Annotated in this window: 15 protein-coding genes and 1 tRNA gene; 5 read left to right on the top strand and 11 right to left on the bottom strand. The window is 34.6% G+C overall.

Features of this window, described 5'->3' with window-relative positions; translation table 11 throughout:
- Window positions 1-70 precede the first annotated feature (70 nt).
- The gene (locus ACQ5J2_RS16360) at window positions 71-1,195 is read left to right on the top strand and encodes a glycosyltransferase family 2 protein (RefSeq protein ID WP_432671540.1); all 1,125 of its coding nucleotides are present in this window, start codon (window positions 71-73) and stop codon (window positions 1,193-1,195) included.
- Between the two features lie 76 nt (window positions 1,196-1,271).
- A complete protein-coding gene (locus tag ACQ5J2_RS16355) occupies window positions 1,272-2,573 on the top strand; it encodes a dihydrolipoamide acetyltransferase family protein (RefSeq protein ID WP_432671539.1) in 1,302 nt (433 codons plus the stop codon).
- Between the two features lie 360 nt (window positions 2,574-2,933).
- Here ACQ5J2_RS16355 and ACQ5J2_RS16350 read toward each other — a convergent pair.
- A tRNA-Pro gene (locus ACQ5J2_RS16350) sits at window positions 2,934-3,008 on the bottom strand.
- 154 nt (window positions 3,009-3,162) lie between these two features.
- Here ACQ5J2_RS16350 and trxB point away from each other — a divergent pair.
- Window positions 3,163-4,110: a thioredoxin-disulfide reductase gene (trxB, locus tag ACQ5J2_RS16345; protein WP_432671538.1), complete on the top strand. Its 948-nt coding sequence runs from the start codon at window positions 3,163-3,165 to the stop codon at window positions 4,108-4,110.
- Window positions 4,111-4,181: 71 nt separating this feature from the next.
- Here the strand turns inward: trxB and ACQ5J2_RS16340 are convergent, their stop codons facing one another.
- From ACQ5J2_RS16340 to ACQ5J2_RS16320, 5 genes are all read right to left on the bottom strand, one after another.
- Entirely contained in the window at window positions 4,182-5,294 is a 1,113-nt protein-coding gene (locus ACQ5J2_RS16340; RefSeq protein WP_432671537.1) for a GNAT family N-acetyltransferase, read from the bottom strand.
- The gene (locus ACQ5J2_RS16335) at window positions 5,291-6,286 is read right to left on the bottom strand and encodes a polysaccharide deacetylase family protein (protein ID WP_432671536.1); all 996 of its coding nucleotides are present in this window, start codon (window positions 6,284-6,286) and stop codon (window positions 5,291-5,293) included. The genes ACQ5J2_RS16340 and ACQ5J2_RS16335 overlap by 4 nt, the downstream gene beginning before the upstream one ends.
- Window positions 6,287-6,289: 3 nt before the next feature.
- Entirely contained in the window at window positions 6,290-6,853 is a 564-nt protein-coding gene (locus ACQ5J2_RS16330) for a T9SS type B sorting domain-containing protein (protein ID WP_432671535.1), read from the bottom strand.
- Window positions 6,850-9,315 (bottom strand): hypothetical protein, encoded by a 2,466-nt coding sequence (locus tag ACQ5J2_RS16325; protein WP_432671534.1) that lies wholly within the window; start codon window positions 9,313-9,315, stop codon window positions 6,850-6,852. The genes ACQ5J2_RS16330 and ACQ5J2_RS16325 overlap by 4 nt, the downstream gene beginning before the upstream one ends.
- A 431-nt stretch (window positions 9,316-9,746) precedes the next feature.
- Complete coding sequence (locus ACQ5J2_RS16320; RefSeq protein ID WP_432671533.1) at window positions 9,747-10,205, bottom strand: GNAT family N-acetyltransferase; 459 nt, start codon at window positions 10,203-10,205, stop codon at window positions 9,747-9,749.
- Window positions 10,206-10,389: 184 nt separating this feature from the next.
- Here ACQ5J2_RS16320 and ACQ5J2_RS16315 point away from each other — a divergent pair, with 184 nt between their 5' ends.
- Window positions 10,390-12,030 (top strand): aryl-sulfate sulfotransferase, encoded by a 1,641-nt coding sequence (locus ACQ5J2_RS16315; RefSeq protein ID WP_432671532.1) that lies wholly within the window; start codon window positions 10,390-10,392, stop codon window positions 12,028-12,030.
- A 119-nt stretch (window positions 12,031-12,149) separates the two neighbouring features.
- Here ACQ5J2_RS16315 and ACQ5J2_RS16310 read toward each other — a convergent pair whose 3' ends face one another.
- From ACQ5J2_RS16310 to ACQ5J2_RS16295, 4 genes are all read right to left on the bottom strand, one after another.
- Window positions 12,150-14,000, bottom strand: coding sequence for a cystathionine beta-synthase (locus tag ACQ5J2_RS16310; RefSeq protein WP_432671531.1), 1,851 nt, complete (start codon window positions 13,998-14,000; stop codon window positions 12,150-12,152).
- A gap of 758 nt (window positions 14,001-14,758) precedes the next feature.
- A complete protein-coding gene (locus ACQ5J2_RS16305) occupies window positions 14,759-15,241 on the bottom strand; it encodes a hypothetical protein (RefSeq protein ID WP_432671530.1) in 483 nt (160 codons plus the stop codon).
- Between the two features lie 144 nt (window positions 15,242-15,385).
- Window positions 15,386-16,087, bottom strand: coding sequence for a hypothetical protein (locus tag ACQ5J2_RS16300; RefSeq protein WP_432671529.1), 702 nt, complete (start codon window positions 16,085-16,087; stop codon window positions 15,386-15,388).
- A 422-nt stretch (window positions 16,088-16,509) separates the two neighbouring features.
- A complete protein-coding gene (locus ACQ5J2_RS16295; protein ID WP_432671528.1) occupies window positions 16,510-16,686 on the bottom strand; it encodes a hypothetical protein in 177 nt (58 codons plus the stop codon).
- Window positions 16,687-16,804: 118 nt separating this feature from the next.
- Here ACQ5J2_RS16295 and ACQ5J2_RS16290 point away from each other — a divergent pair, with 118 nt between their 5' ends.
- On the top strand, window positions 16,805-17,464 hold the full coding sequence (locus ACQ5J2_RS16290; RefSeq protein WP_432671527.1) for a hypothetical protein: 660 nt from the start codon (window positions 16,805-16,807) through the stop codon (window positions 17,462-17,464).
- A 342-nt stretch (window positions 17,465-17,806) separates the two neighbouring features.
- Here ACQ5J2_RS16290 and ACQ5J2_RS16285 read toward each other — a convergent pair whose 3' ends face one another.
- A complete protein-coding gene (locus tag ACQ5J2_RS16285) occupies window positions 17,807-19,321 on the bottom strand; it encodes a catalase (protein WP_432671526.1) in 1,515 nt (504 codons plus the stop codon).
- Between the last annotated feature and the right edge of the window lie 240 nt (window positions 19,322-19,561).

Below are 19,561 nucleotides of genomic sequence, written 5' to 3'. Positions count from 1 at the left end.
CTTAAATTAAAAATAGGATAATAATCTCTTTCACTATTTTTAAAACTGTAAATCCTATTATATTTGCTTTATGCAATTATCAGTCATCATTCTTAATTATAACGTTCGCTATTTCTTGGAACAATGCATCAGAAGCGTTCAAAAAGCCATTCAGAACCTCGATGCCGAAATTATCGTAATCGACAATAACTCGCCTGACCACAGTTGCGAGATGGTTAAAACATTATTTCCAAACGTAATTTTAATTGAAAACAAAGAAAATACTGGTTTTCCAAAAGGAAATAATATTGGAGTTGAAAAAGCAAACGGAAAATACCTTTGTATCCTAAATCCAGATACGGTTGTTGCCGAAGATACTTTTGAGAAAGTGTTGGCTTTCGCCGAAACAAAATCAGATTTAGGGATTGTAGGTTGTAAATTGATTGACGGAACAGGAAATTTCTTACCGGAATCAAAACGCGGAATTCCAACACCGTGGGTTGCTGTTACAAAAATCTTTGGCTTGTATAAAATTTCAAACTTGTTTGGAAAATATTATGCCCAACATTTATCCGAAAATGAAACAGGAAAAGTGGAAATTCTTGTGGGAGCCTTTATGGTAATGAAACGCGAATTGTATACTGAAATAGGAGGTTTTGATGAAAATTGCTTTATGTATTCCGACGACATCGACTTAAGTTATATGGTTTTACAGCGAGGCAAATCAAATTATTATTTCCACGAAACTACTGTTATTCATTATAAAGGTGAAAGTACGATTCGCGACGAAAAGTATATGAAACGTTTTCAAGAAGCGATGCAGTTTTTCTACAAAAAACACTTTAAAAAGTCTCTTGCATTTGATTATTTTATGAAAGTGGGAGCATTTTCATTTTCATTAATAAAGAAAAATCAAAAGACAGAAATCAAAAAAGAAATTGAGGAATATGTCATTTTTTCGAAAGACAATTTGAAATTCAATTTAAGTAAAAAAGAGCTCTATTTGGATGACTTTTCTCAATTTAAAAATGATTTGAGCACGACTACTGAAATCATTTTTGACGCAAATTCCTTTCTCTTTCACGACATCATTAATTTCATGAATTTAAATAATGCGGTAAATTTAACATTTAAGAATTACATTCCTGATTCGAATTATCTAATAGGAAGCAATAATTCAATCGATAGAGGAGAAATTCTACACATAAAAAATTAATGTATTCTTTATAAAGTGAAGATTAAATCACTAATTTTGCAATCAAGATTTAAAAACACAACTTTAGGTTAATAATATGGCAAAGTTTGAATTGAAACTTCCTAAAATGGGAGAAAGCGTTGCAGAAGCAACCATTACCAACTGGCTTAAAAACGTCGGAGATTTTATTGAAGCGGATGAAGCAGTTTTAGAAATTGCTACTGATAAAGTTGACTCTGAAGTTCCTTCAGAGGTTTCAGGTAAACTTGTAGAAATTTTATTTCAAGTTGACGATGTAGTTCAGGTGGGTCAAACCATTGCAATTATTGAAGTTTCAGGTGAGGGAAATGAAACACCTTCAACTGACGTTCCAGCTGCAGTTGCAACTATTGAGAAAGAAGTGGAATATGTAAAGGAAACAGTTGCACCAACAAACTTCAATGATTCAGACAAATTCTTTTCACCTTTAGTTAAAAACATTGCTAAAGAAGAAGGGATTTCAGTTGCTGAATTAGAAATTATTGCAGGTTCAGGAAAGGACGGCAGGGTTACTAAAGATGATATTTTAAAATATGTTTCTGACCAAAAAGCTATCGCTAAGGACCACGTTTTACCAACTGTTGCTCAACCAGCTGCACCAAAAGCACAACCTGCAACTGCAGCTAAAGCAGCTCCAGTTTCCGTAAATGGTGGAGATGAGGTTGTCGAAATGGACCGAATGCGAAAACTGATTGCTGGTTATATGGTGGCGTCCATTCAAACTTCGGCACACGTACAATCGTTTATCGAAGTAGATGTAACGAATATCGTGAAATGGAGAGATAAAGTAAAAGGAGCGTTCGAAAAACGGGAAGGTGAAAAACTGACTTTTACGCCAATTATGATGGAAGCTGTAGCTAAAGCCTTGAAGGATTTCCCAGGAATGAACATTTCTGTAGATGGTGATTACATCATCAAAAGAAAAAACATCAATCTTGGAATGGCAGCGGCATTACCGAACGGTAATTTAATTGTACCTGTAATTAAAAATGCAGACCAGTTGAATTTAGTGGGAATGGCTAAAGCAGTTAATGATTTAGGTGGACGTGCAAAAGCAGGAAAACTTAAGCCAGACGATACACAAGGTGGAACGTACACTGTTACGAATGTGGGGACTTTTGGAAGCGTTTTCGGAACACCAATTATCAGTCAACCACAAGTTGGAATCCTTGCTCTTGGAGCGATTCGAAAGGTGCCGGCTGTTATTGAAACTCCAGAAGGCGATTTTATCGGAATCCGTCAAAAAATGTTCCTGTCGCATTCATATGACCACCGAGTGGTAGATGGAGCTTTAGGAGGAAGTTTTGTAAAACGTGTAGCAGAATACCTAGAAGCGTTCGACGTCAATAGAGATTACTAAAATCTAAAATTATATTTTTAAAACCCTTTTAATTATCATATTAAAAGGGTTTTTTATTTGGAGCAAGTCAGTAGTGTGTTTTTATAATTCATATTCCCGCTTTCCGCTTGATCTGTCGTTGCGAGGCACGAAGCAATCTCAAGATTTCGAATTCAGTCAGTCCTGATGTTTCAGGATAAAATATGTTTTTCACGCGTTTTTTTATTTTTTGTAAAGCATGTAAAAAAAACCTCAAGTGAATTCTTAAAAACGGGATTCGAAACTTTTATCCCTAAGATTATTCATCGGGACGCGACAACTTGTGTTGTTAGTTTTTACGCATAAAAAAAGCCGAACAAATAAAATTGTTCGGCTTTTTTGTCGGGGTGGCAGGATTCGAACCTGCGACCTCCTGCTCCCAAAGCAGGCGCGATAACCGGGCTACGCTACACCCCGAAAGCGGTTGCAAAGATAAACAAATATTCTACTTTTGCAACGGAAATTTATATATTTAAAATATTATTTTACAATAGTTAAAAGTTATCGCAATCGGTATAAAAATTTTCAAATTTAGGCTACATTTGCATCCATTAATAGAATTCTAAAAAATATGTCAACTACAATTGAAAAAATAAAATGCCTAATTATAGGTTCAGGCCCTGCAGGATATACTGCGGCAATTTATGCATCTAGAGCAAATATGTTTCCAGTATTGTATCAGGGGACACAGCCTGGAGGACAATTAACTACAACTAATGAAGTAGAAAACTGGCCGGGTAATCCTGAAGGAATAACGGGGCCAGAAATGATGATTCAATTGCAAGCTCAAGCGGAACGATTTGGTGCCGATGTTCGTGATGGATGGGTTACAAAAGTTGACTTTTCAGGTCCAATTCATAAAGTTTGGGTTAATGACGAGAAAGAAATTCATTGTGAGACAGTTATTATTTCTACTGGAGCTTCGGCAAAATATTTAGGATTGCCTTCAGAACAACATTATTTGCAAATGGGTGGTGGAGTTTCTGCATGTGCCATTTGTGATGGATTTTTCTACAGAAACCAAGAAGTTGTAATTGTAGGTGCTGGAGATTCTGCTTGTGAAGAAGCACATTATCTTTCTAAATTGTGTAAAAAAGTAACGATGTTAGTGCGTACTGAAAATTTTAGAGCTTCTAAAATTATGCAAGATAGAGTAAGAAAAACTGAAAACATTGAAATCCTATTGAACACCGAAACGGTAGAAGTTTTGGGTGATGAACAAGTAGTGACGGGTGTAAAAGTATTAGATAAAACACTAAATCAAGAGAAAGTAATTCCATCTACAGGATTTTTTGTAGCTATTGGTCACAAACCAAATACGGATATCTTTAAAGATTATTTGGAATTAGATGCAACAGGATACATCAAAAACATTCCTGGAACTTCGAAAACAAATGTAAAAGGTGTTTTTGTAGGCGGAGATGCTGCGGATCATGTATATCGTCAAGCCATTACTGCTGCAGGAACGGGTTGCATGGCTGCTTTGGATGCAGAACGTTATTTAGCTTCTCTGGAGTAAATATTATCAATTATAGTTATAGAGAAATGAGTTCAAGAAATTGGACTCATTTTTTATTAGAAAAAGTCTATTTAAGCAAAAGAACAATCTCCATCACCAAAATGCATTCGAATATCATCAAAGTTGGTCTTGTTAAACGCTTTAGAAATAATCGATTGTTTGATTTTCTTTGTCTGATATAGAAAAATGGAATTCTTTTTAAATTGCTTGCAAATGGCTTCGTCATAACAAATTATCTCTCTTGTATTTTGAATAATTGCTTGCAGTTTAATAATGTTTGCAATTTCAGCAGCATATTTGAAATCATCATAATAAGTAAAAAGCACTTTCGAAACATAGTTTCTTTTTTGCAAAACGACAAAACCGATTACAGTTTGTTCTTTATAAACCTTGATAAACGAAAAGCCAAATTCCTTATCATACATTGAAAATGCATACTTGCTTTTATCAGTCCACTGCAGCAAAGGTGCTTCTTGAACCCATTGATACGCTTTTAACCACTCAAAAAAAGAAGCTCCCTTGTTCGAAAGATCCGTTTTGTTGAATTGATTGATAAATTTTAATGTTTCATTATCTATCGTATTAAGGTATTCAACACGAAATTTTTTTAAATTGCTTTCAATCCCTATTTTTTGAACCGCTAACTTTATATTTACAAAAAAGTTGATGAAATAGTCAACTTGATTAAATAAAAATCCAAACTTTTCTGTTTTGGGATAAAGAGCTGGAATTACGAAAGAAAAATTACTTCGTAAAACGGCTTTCAAACCAATTTGTTCTTTCAATGTGGTAAAATATCCTGATTTATCATAAACCCTTTTCGCACTAGGTGTAAACTGCGAAATACCTATTTGTCCGTCAAGTTTTGCATGCATGGTATTTAGAATTTCTCGTCCAATACCACTTCCTTTCGTTTTTGGATGAACCCACCAAGTCGAAAGCCACCCAATCTTTTTTAGTTGTCCATCTAAAGTAATTTGGTCAGTTAAAACACCCATGTAACCTACTAATTCCTCATTCAAATAAGACAATAATAAAACAATATCATTATTTTCAAGATGTGGATTATTTAAATGCGCATAAAGGCGATGCTTACTAATCGATAGAAAAGAATGACTCCAGAAGGATTTATTTGAAAGCAATTCCGGAATATCTTTTTTATATATTATTTTAATTTCAATCATTTTCTTTGGATATTATATTTACCAATCAATTTATTGAAGTATTTATAAAGGTTCTCGGTTACAATTTGTTTAGCTGTGTTTTTTGTGGGATTTTCTAATGAAAATCGTTGAATAATTCGACTATCAATATCTTTTTTTAAACCCGAATTCCCAAATAATATGATGTCTTTGTCGTATGTAAAAAGTTCTTGTAATAATGTTTTTGAAACCGCCTTATCAGAAAATGGAAATGCAAAAAACGAATAATCAATATTAAAATTTTGTCGCAACCAATCCACTGAATCTATGATTTCTTTTTTTTGTTCCTGATGTGATAATTGATGCAAGGGTGGATGATTCATTGTGTGGCCGCCAAAATAAAAACCAGCATCGATCATTTCTTGAATTTGCTTTTTTGTGATATAGGGTTGCTCATTTTTTAAATACGAATGTATGTCGAGATTTAAAAGCGTCAATACTTCTTTTACTTTTTCGCGCTGTGAATAGGGTATGCCAATAAAATTTTTCTTGAACTCATTCACATTATTAAACGTGAAATTAAAAACTTTACTAATTTTCAGTAAGGAATCAGAATCATAATTTGATTTATCTAAATGAGTGATAATTATACTTATGTAATGCTTATATAAACCTTCATTATTTTCTACAAAATTGGGGTTGATGAAAAACACAGCATTAATTTTCTTTTCTTTTAAAATAGGAAAAATTACACTGTATATTTCATGTAATCCGTCGTCGAAGGTAAGTAAAAAAGTATTACCTGATTTTTTATTTTCTAACAAATCTTTTGGATGCAGCGATTTATAATTAGCGGACAAAAGGTCTAAATCCGCTAAAAATTGTTTGCTATTTTTATACGGATATAAATGTGTAATGTGAGGCACTTGATTATCCCGTACAAGATGATAGTAAGGAAAAATACTTTGATTCTTAAAAACACTTAATAAATTTTTATTTGAAGCTTTATATAAAACATCTTTAACTATTCCCATAAATTATCTTTTTAATGAAAAGTGTGACTGGTACTCTTTTCTTATTCCGTTGCAATCTGTATAAATTAATTTAAACCAGTAATCGGTTGAAAAAATTTCATTCTGGTTGTAGGTCCCATCCCAATATTCATTAGGAGAGTTTAATGTTTTTATTAATTTCCCATACCGGTCAAAGATAGTTATTGTAGAGAAATCAGTTAAGTTTGCCCAATCTATTTTCCAATAATCATTATAACTATCTCCATTTGGTGTAAAAAATTTTGGGTAGGAAAATGTAAGGTCGCAAATAACGCAAGTCTCAATTCTTGCCAAAAACACAGAACTACTTTGTATATAAGTACTGGGTTTTAATACAATTACGTTACCTGCTTTTAATCTAATTTCACCATTTGTAACACTAACTTTATAATTGTTTTTTGTAAGTATCGCAACTTGCGCATTGTAGTTAAAATTGGAATTTGTTTCAAAGCCATTTAACTCAAAACTCTCTTTACATTCAGAGTCTACTAATTGACCAATAGAGTTATTGAAAATTGTTAAAAAGAATATTAGAATTAGAATTTTCATTTTGCTTTGAGTTTTAAAATCTCTTTATCTTGCAATTCTATTTTTTTATTCATTTCAATCACATATAAGGTTAATTCTTCAATTTTAAGCAGCAAAAGTTTATTCATTTCGCCAAGTTCGACACCATTTTTTTTCACTTCTTCCGCACTTGGAATGTCTTTTAAATGTTTGTTTTCTATGATAAATTGTTCCACTTTTTCTAATGGGTCTAACTGGTATTCTTTATCAAATACAAAGTCAGCCCATTCCGAACTTAATGCTACTCTAACTTCTTCAGTCAGAATTCCACCTTTAGCATATAAACTATAAGAACGAACGTCTACATCACCAACTTCGCTTGGAAAAACATTTGTGTTTATTCCCACTTTTCCATTAGTATAAATAGCATCATTTATAGAAGTTGCTGAAGTGCCATCGGTTTTAAGCCAATCAAAATCACTAGTTCCTCCGCTCGCCAATTCAGTAGGGTTAAATTCAAAAACATTTCCAGTAGTATCTGTTCCCAGAATCTTAAATGGATTTGTGGAATCGGCTAGGTTTTCAAATTTTAAAGTTCCATTCGTGTTTAAATTTGCAGTGGGATTTACTACATTGATTCCCACATTTCCATTGGTGTAAATATTGTCGTCGATTGAATCTGGAAAACCTCCATCGGTTTTAAGCCAATCGAAATCACTAATTCCTACGCTCGCCAATTCAGTAGGGTTAAATTCAAAAACATTTCCGGTAGTATCTGTTCCCAGAATCTTAAATGGATTTGTGGAATCGGCTAGGTTTTCAAATTTTAAAGTTCCATTCGTGTTTAAATTTGCAGTGGGATTTACTACATTGATTCCCACATTTCCATTGGTGTAAATATTGTCGTCGATTGAATCTGGAAAACCTCCATCGGTTTTAAGCCAATCGAAATCACTAATTCCTACGCTCGCCAATTCAGTAGGGTTAAATTCAAAAACATTTCCGGTAGTATCTGTTCCCAGAATCTTAAATGGATTTGTGGAATCGGCTAGGTTTTCAAATTTTAAAGTTCCATTCGTGTTTAAATTTGCAGTGGGATTTACTACATTGATTCCCACATTTCCATTGGTGTAAATATTGTCGTCGATTGAATCTGGAAAACCTCCATCGGTTTTAAGCCAATCGAAATCACTAATTCCTACGCTCGCCAATTCAGTAGGGTTAAATTCAAAAACATTTCCGGTAGTATCTGTTCCCAGAATCTTAAATGGATTTGTGGAATCGGCTAGGTTTTCAAATTTTAAAGTTCCATTCGTGTTTAAATTTGCAGTGGGATTTACTACATTGATTCCCACATTTCCATTGGTGTAAATATTGTCGTCGATTGAATCTGGAAAACCTCCATCGGTTTTAAGCCAATCGAAATCACTAATTCCTACGCTCGCCAATTCAGTAGGGTTAAATTCAAAAACATTTCCGGTAGTATCTGTTCCCAGAATCTTAAATGGATTTGTGGAATCGGCTAGGTTTTCAAATTTTAAAGAGCCATTTGTGTTTAAATTTGCAGTGGGATTTACTACGTTGATTCCCACATTTCCATTGGTGTAAATATTGTCATCGATTGAACCTGGAAAACCTCCATCGGTTTTAAGCCAATCAAAATCACTAGTTCCTCCGCTCGCCAATTCAGTAGGGTTAAATTCAAAAACATTTCCGGTAGTATCTGTTCCCAGAATCTTAAATGGATTTGTGGAATCGGCTAGGTTTTCAAATTTTAAAGTTCCATTCGTGTTTAAATTTGCAGTGGGATTTACTACGTTGATTCCCACATTTCCATTGGTGTAAATATTGTCATCGATTGAACCTGGAAAACCTCCATCGGTTTTAAGCCAATCGAAATCATTTGTAGTTCCGCCACCAATCGCGGCAGGATTAAATTCAAAAACATTTCCATTAGTATCTGTTCCAAGTAACTTAAATGGATTTGTAGAATCAGCTAAATTTTGTAGTCTCACTGTTCCAAAAGTATGTAATAAAGCTGTGGGAGTTGTGGTACCAATACCCACAAAACCATTTGCTAAAATTCGCATTAATTGAACATTGCCATTTTCCCAGGCAAATAAAGGTCTTGTAGCAACATTACTAGCAGTAGTACCCCAAGGGAAAGAGCCACCAGATGGTGCAATCATATTTAAATTATTTCTAATTTCAGTTCTGAAAATCATTAGAGGAATAGTTCCAAAATCTTGTGTAGTATTTGTGGTAGCAAAGTGACGTAATACGAAGCGATTGTCCGACTGCTGATGAGCCCAAATACTTGGAATAAATGAACCATCAAATTGACTTGAATTAGTAATTTCCAAAAAATCAGTTGATACATCAAGAACTCCAAAACTCGCTACTCTTTCTGCATTAAATGTTGAACTAGTTATATGTGGAAAAGGAGCTTGGGCTGAAATCAGTGAATAAGATAAAATAAATAGGAGACTTAGAAATCTGTTCATTGTATTTTTATTTGACAGTAAAAATAGTTTTTTTATTTCAATTTTCTTAACATAAAATTGTAGGAAAAATTGTTACTTCTGCTTTAAAGGCTTTTATAAATTTGATAGAGTTTTGTCCATTTAAACGAAAAACGAGTTCTTTTGAACTCATTTTTTAGACAATTATCATCAAAGTAAAGTAGCCCAATACCGTTTACAATTATTCACTCAACTCCAAATCATTTCTTTCTCCATTGTAGCTAGAAAAGCAGTAAAGTGCTTTTCATTGGGTTCTGGAGAAAAGGTTCACTTCAACTGAACATTGATAGAACTACTGAGAAAAAGCTAAACATAAAGACAGTAAATTGGAATATTTTCACAGTAGCTAAATAATTACGGCAATGCGAAAGGTGAATTTTTATTTATTTTAAAAGGTAAGTATTAAAATGAAATTAGAATTCTAGGTATTCCATATAATACAAATCAAACCCCAGGGCCCAGTAATCAGTAATTTTCTCTTTCAAGACAAAGCCATGCTTTTCATAGAACAAATGTGTGAGCTGAGAAGTTCTAACAATTATTTTCTGGATAGTAGTAATGGACTGCAATTCAGAAAGTCGGTGTTTTAGCAATAAACTTCCAAATGATTTCCCTTGATAATCAGGATGTATGATGTCCCAACTGATGATGGCAATGGTTTTTTCTTCTTCAAAATTGATACCGCCACAACCTATTATTTGGTTTTCAAAAGAAATAACATAATACAATTCACGCTCGTTTTCAAGATAGTGCTCTAAGTCAGCTCTTTCTGATGCTGCAAAATAGGTGGGTGTATTCAAATCTAGTAAATGTAATAATTCAAATTTATCATGTGATTCGTAAAGTCGTATTGTGGGAGTGTTTAGGTTCATTACTAATTAAGATTTATGTTTAAAATAAATGAATTGGCATTTTTAAAAATGGGAAGTTCCCAATGTATTGCAACTTAATACATTTTTAAAAATAATAACAAGTTCTTAGTCTAGTTTTTGTTAAAGTGCTCAGAAATTGAAATGAAATATAAATATTAGAGTAGTTTTGAAAGAAAAAATTCAAATGATTAAAAAGATACTTCTTTATTTCTGCTTGTTATTTTCGGTCATTGTTTTCTCGCAAAATACAGTTGGAGTTATCAGGAATATTTCCCAAGCTTACAATGGTTACACACTATTTACGTCAAATACCAAAACGTTTCTCGTAAACAATTGTGGCCAAGTTGTAAAACAGTGGGGAAGTACATTTAATCCAGGGAATTCGGTTTATTTGTTAGAGAACGGAAATTTATTACGAACCGGAAGAACGGACTCTAGTGACATCTCTTTTGGTGGACAAGGGGGAGTTGTTGAGTTGTACAATTGGGATGGTAATTTGATTTGGCAATACTTTTATGACACGCCACAAAACCGTCAACACCACGATATTTTTCCGATGCCAAATGGAAATGTTCTAATATTAGCAGCAAACATGATGTCTAATGCCGAAGCAATTCAAGCGGGGAGAGATCCCGATTCGCTACCTCAGGATGTTTTATATTCGGAACAAATTGTTGAGGTACAACCTGTAGGTTCAGATCAAGGTATAGTGGTCTGGAAATGGGACATGAAAGACCATTTTATACAAGACTTTGATTCCACAAAAGATAATTTTGGAGTAGTTTCTGAAAATCCTAACAAATTAGATATTAACTTCATTTACCAAACGGGCGGCAATTCGAACTGGTTGCACATAAACTCCGTACAATACAATGCAGCTCTTGACCAAATTTTATTGAGTTCAAGAAATTTAAGCGAAATTTACATTATTGACCATTCAACCACAACCGCTGAAGTCTTAACGGATACCGGGGGTCTATACGGTAAGGGCGGTAATATACTTTGGCGGTGGGGAAATCCACAAGCATACAAAAAAGGTACAGATGGGGATCGAAAATTATATGGACAGCATTATCCACATTGGATTGCTGACGGACTTCTTGACGAAGGTAAATTGATGGTATTTAATAATGGAAATGATAGACAACCCGCTTTTTCTGAAGTGTACATTTTAGATGTACCTTCGAATGCTCCTGGAACCTATATTCTAGAATCTAATGGCACTTTTGGCCCTACAGCTCCAGATTATATTTATTCAGATACAAGCGAGACACCATCTCCTTTTTACTCGCATATATTAAGTGGAGCAGAGCGTTTACCCAATGGAAATATATTAATATGTGAAGGGATTAAAGGTAAAATATTTGAAATTGACAACCAAGAAAATGTCGTTTGGGAATACATAAATCCCGTTCATAACGCTACTGGTGTCATAGCAACTCAAGGTGGAAATCCGCCAGCGGCAAATACGCTATTCAGAGCCACGAAATACAGTCCAGATTACGCGGCTTTTACAGGAAAAGACTTAACTCCTGGAATTCCAATTGAATTAAATTCAGAAATAAATGTAGCGTGTTCTGTGTTGAGTAATAATAAATTTACTGCAATAGAATTTACAGTAAGTCCAAATCCAACATCGGGAATGGTGAAGATTTCAATGGATGTCGAAATTGACAGGGTAGAAGTGTACACTATGTTAGGTGCCAAAATAAGTACAGCCCTAAATTCAAATAAAATTGATTTATCACATCTTCAAAGCGGAATTTACTTTTTAAAGGTATTTGCAGATGGAACTCTATTTACTAAGAAAGTGATTAAGAGGTAATCCTATTAATTTATTTCTATTGAAAAGAATTTAAAATCTACCTATTACGAGTAATAAAAATGCCCTGACTAGTAAAATCAGGGCATTTTTTATAGTTAAACCTCAAGGTAAGGGATATGTTATCTGCTGTATTCCTCTACAAATTCTAAGAAGACTTTTTTGTGCAACTCTAAATCCATATCTCCAGAAAGTGACGCCCGAACAATATAATCTTTGTCGCCTTCCTTCGTGGTTCCTTGGGTTGAGGTAGCAGGAATAGTCCAATAACAGCCTTTTAATTGACCGTAACTGACACAGAATTTACTTTCGTCAGGGATTTTTGTAATCATCAAATGAATTAATTTCAAATTCAAATCTCTCTTATGGGCTTCCTTTTCTGCAGCTGTTGTACCTTTTGTAGGAAGGTCTAATGAAAAGACAGAAGGAGTAAAGCCTTCTTCGGCTAATTCCTCTGAAACAAAATTTATTTTCGCTTCCGGTAAAACTTCATGTATATAATGTACAAATTCACGGGTATTTTTATAAGCATCAATAATCCGCTGATTCATGGAAGGCAATTGTTTTGCCAATATTTCATATTGAAGAGCCGTCGCTTCATTATCGCAAAGTGCGAGGTGTTGCGCAATTTTCTCCATCAACGCATCCGTTTTAGCATTACCTACACAATAACCAGCCGTACATTGTCCGCCACTTGGGAATTTAGATCCACTGGCAAATGAAATGGTTCTCACTGTTGAAAGTACTTCGCCTTCACCTAAAAAGTGTACATTCGGACAGAAGGTTTGATCCAATATAAACACAGGGTCAATCGCAATGGAGCCACTCGGGGTTTTGCGTTCTTTAGTTAAAACGGCTTTCAAATCTAAAAGGTCCGGCACTTCAACTCTGGGATTGGTCGGGATTTCCGCAATGATATAAGGAATGGCGTCTTCTTTGGCAATTTCATTCAAAACATACGCAATACTTTGCACCATGTCGTTATCGCCGTCCACTAATAAGTCTACGATTTCAACATTATCCAGACAAGCAGCAACACGTCTGGCTTGGTCATTTGTACCTCCATAACAATTGGGAGGAACCACAATTTTTATTGCTTTTCCTTTGTGCTTTTCCTTGGCATCGTGAATTAATCCCATCAAAATGGCATATTGAATAGACAACCCACTTGAAGCAACGAGCGGATTTCCACTTGTTCCTGTGATAGATTGAATAGATTGTACAACCGAACTTTTGTTCGCCTCCGTATTCGTATCATTTTCAGCAACAGAAGTCTGATTAACCAATGCCTGTAAAGCAGTAAGGGAATCATCAGGCGTCATAGCTATGGTTTCTCTTCGTCTCACATGCTGAATGTCGGAAACATAGTCTTGGTTTTGTACTCCATTTACGAGTAAAACACTTCCCAAACGACCGTGCAAACTGATGTGAAAGTTCACTTCTTTTGGCAAATCAACAGCGCCAAATGTAGGGTCGTTCGTAATATAAATCGTACTTCCCTCAAATGCAGGAATAACTTCAGAAGCAGTTACTTTCTTTAATTCAAAGTGATATCCGTAAATGTTTTTTACAACTTCTGCATCAAAACAGGCTGGTAATTCATCTGTATAAAGGATTTGTGTGTTTTTATGAGCTAGTAAATTCTTTCTTAACACCGCTAAAACAGGAACCGTTTTCGACGAAAAACTAATCACGTTTTCCGAAAGTAAATCATTTGCCTTTGCAATGCTCCATTCCAAAACACAAGATAAAGGATGTCCCAACCGTATGTAATCATAAGCAGTGGGTAAAGCGTTTAACGCTGCAGGATCGGCATTATTATTTTTGTATAAAGCTTCAAACTGGTCTAAGAATTGTGTTTTTGCCAACTGTTCGTCGTAAATATCCAGTCGATGCGTGGTGGTACTTAACCAGCCGGCTGGCATATTTTTCAAAACTTCTTTTATATAAGGAACGATTGTAGGGTTTGTCATGATATTATCTTTAGATAGGCCGCAATTTACGACATATAGAAGTATTTATGAAAGGAATACCAGTGTTTTTGGACGGGGGAGAAAGCTGAAGTATTTCAATGGTTGTTTTTTTGCGATAGTGTTTCTAGAGGGGCATTCTGCTCGTTATGTGCCGCATTTTATTCGTTTATAAATTTCCCATCTTATAAAGACAAGTCCGATGATGTTTTTCCCCTTGCTATCGGGTTATGCGATATATAATTACTGTTTTATTTCTTTTTAAAATACAATGAATTTATTTTTATAATAAATAGAATTGCACAACCCAAAAATACAAATGGAACAACTAGTTCTGAATAGGCAGATTTAAAGGAATGTAAATTACCCCATGCTATTTGGTAAATACTGACTCCTAATCCAGTAGTGCAAATCAAAATTAGAATGGTGTATGTTAATTTTCCAAAGTTATACATGTCGTTGTATTTAATTTGTTATTTCATTCAAGGTGTATTAATTTTTTATTGTTCTTTGAGAGGCTCTCCTTGCTAGTTTCTAGCGGGGCAGTCTACTCGATTGTACATAATGCTTTATTTTAATCGATTTATTAGTCTCAAAATAATCAATTCCAAATATTCGTCCATCGTAAATTTGTTTGGTCGAAATTCATTAAATCCATTAAGATTGTCTTTTTCAAGTTCGATGGTTTTTTGATATTCAGTTGTTTTTTTGAATGCTCTAAATAGTTTTCTTTTCAGTCTGTTGAACTGTTTAAATTCAAGTTAAGTTGTTACAGTTCCATTCTTTATTTCGAATACTAAATAATCCTCCCAATGAATGTCAGTCCAATCGTTTTTAGTTACTTCGATAATTTCTCCGTATGGAATTAGTTGAATAGTAGAATAGAAGTCCATTAGAATTCTTTTCTGATTCGGAAAGTAGTTTTTGAAAACTGATTTACTTACCAAATCTGGCGGATATTCAGAACCATATTCAGATTCTTGTTCCACTTCAATTTCCACGTCTATTAAATATAGTTTTCGGTCAACTATTTCGTATGTCATTATAAAAACAGAATAGTTTCCAGTAGTAATAACAGCTTCTTCTGGTGCTTGAAAATTGTTTAGCTCAAAATATTTAAAAGCTGGACTATAGCCGTTCCATTCATATTCCTTTCCATTATAAATTAAAATGTTAGGTATTTGTGGTGTAGCAAATACCTTTAATCCAATTATTAATAATATTAATGTCAGTAGGTTTTTCATTTTCGGTATTATGCATAACATTTTGCTTCTTTGAGATGGCTGGAAGTTCGTAACCGCTCAGTTTTCGGCTTAACGAAAACTTGATGCGGAACGATAATTCCATTAAATTCCAGCTAGAGCAAAATGGCGGTCGTGCGCGGTTTTTTATTTCGTTTCGTATTGATGTTTTTTTATTTCGTAATCAATAAATTCTTTCTCAGTCAGTTTCAAAAGTATCATAGAGTATTTTTTATAATTTTCAAATTCTTTATCCTTAAAAAAGGCTGTTATCGAGTAATGAGTAAAAGGATGATTTAAGTCCTCAAGTTTAAGTTTTGAATATCGTTTTCTTGATTTTGGATATTGATTCCAGAATCGTTTATAGTCAGCATATTGTGAATCGGTAATTTTATGAATTAGTTCCGTCATCAAATCAACTGGAATTTTATTTTCTGATAATGCGTTAAAATATTTCTCAATTTCTCTGTGAAATTTTTTTTTAGGTTCAAGTTTATTTTCAGTTTTCCACTTACTGTAAACTAATGAAGATAAGAATCCAAAAAGAGCTAGGATAATTAAAAGCAAACTTCTGAGAGGTCTATACTCAAATGCTAATAATGGAAAAATACTAGTAGCTTTCAAGAGAGCAAATGCAATTAGATAAACATTTCTTTTAAAAAACTGCAGATAAAAATTAAACGCAAAAATTGAAATAATGAAAATAATTCCTGTGTAATAAATAGTCAATCCAAATCCAACCGACTTATGATATATGGGATAAAAATGATACAAACTATGGTGCATTACTGCTATTCCGACAATTTGAATTATTGAAATCAATATTGGTCTTAAAATCTTCTTAGTCATTTTTCAATAATCTATGTTTCGGTTTGCTAGGTTTTTAAAATTAAGTACAACTATTAAATACACCCAAGTTCATAAAACTTTTCACGTCAATTACATTCCCAAATATATAAAAAATCCCCCCTCAAAACACAAAACCGTTTATTAAACCCTCCATCACACCACAAAACACCTCCCTTTTTCATTATATAGTTCAAAAATAACGTAGCCACTTAAAACCTTGGTTTATAAAGTACTACTACATTCAGAATTTGTTGCAATGACCTTTAACACAGCGTTTACAATGAATACAGGACTTATAATAAAAAAAAGCACTACTTGGTGCTTGTATTTACTCACCTTCGGGGTCTTTCCCAAGGGTTTCACATTGCTTAGGTAAAGCGCGGTTAGGTTTCCCCTAAAGTAGAACACGTGTTTTTTGTGCTTTAAGACGTGATTTTAGGGTTTCTGTACACGTACAGAATGTTTCCGTACATGTACAGAATGTTTCCGTACATGTTCAGAATGTTTCCATACATGTACAGAATGTTCCCGTACATGTACAGAAAGTCTCCGTACACGTAGAGAATGTTTCCGTACATGTACAGAAAGTCTCCGTACATGTACAGAATGTTTTTACAAATCTTTTTTGAATGAGATTTGGCTTTTTGAAAGTACTGCGACAGAATAATTTCGATTGAATAATCAAAAAAACTACATATTAATTCAATATTTATTTTTATGAATAGACGAGGTATATTTCCAACAAAGGAAGCAGAGATGAGTTTATATTTTAACTCTTCCATTAAGCATTTAATATTAAATGCAAAACGTTTGAATGTTTCAGACGAAAACATTGATTTACTAAAGGCTGAACTAGATGAATGGATAATTATTTATCCGAAATCGCAAGATGATGAAACGAGTACCAAGCTAGTTGTAGCAGAAAAAAATGAGGTCTTGGACCGCCTTAAAAGCAGTTTGAGAAGTGTGTATGACGATATACCGCAAAGTGCATTGACTTTAAATGACCGAGCGATTTTAAATTTGCACAAGCCCAATACTACACGTACTCCTGCTGGAGTACCTACCACTCGTCCTGTAGGAGAAGTACATAACGATAATCTTTTGGAGCATAAAATCACGTTTACCGATGAAGATGGAAAACGGGGCAAGCCTAACAAAGTGCGTGGGTGCCAAATTTTTTGTAAAGAAGGAATTACTCCTCCTGTTGATGAACGAGAAATGCGTTTACTAGCCAGTGATGCCTCTTCGCCTTATGTGCATAAATTTTCTTTTAATGATGCCGGAAAAACGTTTTATTACAGACTTCGTTGGGAAAATGCTCGTGGAGAAGCAGGTCCTTGGAGTGCTTTTATCTCGGGTGTGGTTACAGGGTAGTGTTGGCTAATAACTACTTGCTTAGCGTTTTTTAATGTGAAAGCCCTACTTTCTATTTTAGAAAGTAGGGCTTTTTATATGGTTTGGAAGTGCGGTTTACTCGTCATTGCGAGGCACGAAGCAAAGCAATTAGGATATAGACAGAAGTAGGTACTCGTTGCAAAAGAGCAGCAGATGGAGGTTTCGTTAAGGTATAATCCTCGTGTACTGATAAAATGCGTAGCTTTGTTTTGAATTTCTACAAGTTGTGGTACATTCTTGACGCAAACTCCTTGCGGCAACTGCAAATTAGTATTTCCTTTTACTAGTAACTTCTGCTTGGTTTAAAAGTTTTCAGAAAACCTACCTGTTACTTGGTCGTGGTGCCCATTTATCATAAGGTGTCATGTCGAAGCTGTCTACTTCATTCATCGTTAAGCCCAATGCATTTGCCACACCTTGTCCGTATTCAGGGTCTGCTTTAAAGCAGTTTCTGATGTGACGAATTTGAATAAATTGTTCTGCACCACCTACTTGAGCGGCGGTATTGCTAAACAATAGATGGGCTTTGCCATCCGCTTTGATAATGCGGAATAAATTGCCCGGCTGTGTAAAATAATCTTCGTCATCATCTCTAAAATTGTGTGCATAAGCGCTACCCTCTAGTTCTAAAGGCGGTTCTTTTGCATCAGGCTGTTCCTGCCATTCGCCATAGCTGTTGGGGTTGTAATGTAACGTGCCACCATGGTTGCCATCTACCCGCATCGTTCCATCTCTATGATTGGAATGATAAGGACAGGTTGGCTTGTTTACAGGAATTTGATAATGATTGACGCCCAATCTGTACCGTTGTGCATCACCATAAGAGAACAAGCGTCCTTGAAGCATTTTATCTGGCGAAAAACTTATTCCAGGAACCACATTTGTTGGATTGAAAGCCGCTTGCTCAACATCTTGAAAATAGTTTTCGGGATTTCTATTCAATTCAAATTCGCCAACAGGAATCAGCGGAAAATCTTTTTTAGACCATACTTTTGTTAAATCAAACGGATGAAAGCGGTATGTTTTTGCTTCTTCTTCAGTCATTATCTGAACAAACATGTTCCATTTTGGGAAATCTTTTTTGTCAATAGCATCAAAAAGGTCTCTTTGAGAAGATTCTCTGTCCATCCCCACCACTTTTTTAGCCTCTTCATCAGAAAGGTTTTCAATGCCTTGTTGGGTCACAAAATGAAACTTTACCCAATGTCTCACATTGTCTTTGTTGATAAAACTAAACGTATGACTCCCAAAACCGTGCATGTGTCTGTAACCAACAGGAATGCCTCGGTCACTCATCGTAATGGTAACTTGATGCAGCGATTCAGGTAGTAATGTCCAGAAATCCCAGTTGTTATTAGCACTTCTCAAATTGGTTTTAGGGTCGCGTTTTACGGCACGGTTTAAGTCGGGAAACTTCATTGGGTCGCGAAAGAAAAATACAGGTGTGTTATTTCCTACCAAATCCCAAATTCCTTCTTCGGTATAAAACTTTAATGAGAAACCTCTAATGTCTCTTTCGGCATCAGCAGCTCCTCGTTCTCCAGCAACGGTCGAAAATCGGCTAAACATTTCTGTTTTCTTACCCACTTCACTAAAAATTTTCGCCTTGGTGTATTGAGTAATGTCATGTGTAACGGTAAATGTACCAAAAGCACCAGAACCCTTAGCATGCATTCGTCGTTCTGGAATGACTTCTCTGTCAAAGTTGGCCATTTTTTCAAGAAACCAGACATCTTGCATTAACAAGGGGCCTCGTGGTCCTGCAGTTTGTACGTTTTGATTATCTCCAACAGGTGCTCCAGTTTGTCTTGTGAGTTTGGGTTTATTATCGTCCATTTTTAGTTGTTTTTAATCTGATTGAGAGGTGAATAATGTGGTTACTTGAAGTAGGAATAAAAGTGTTTTGAGGTATTTATTTATGTACTAAAAGTAGCGAAAATTTGCTAAACTAAAGAATATCTTCCGTTTTTTGTTTTTAGAAGGTATTCCTATTTTGTCTTAATCTTTATCTGTGTGCGAAAGAAATAGCGGTGACTTACTATCAGGAAACCATTTTTGCCCTCGTATTGATTAGCG

It is taken from the genome of Flavobacterium sp. SM2513 (assembly GCF_050908145.1).
Lineage (GTDB): Bacteria > Bacteroidota > Bacteroidia > Flavobacteriales > Flavobacteriaceae > Flavobacterium.
This window is presented reverse-complemented; position numbering and strand designations above follow the sequence as displayed.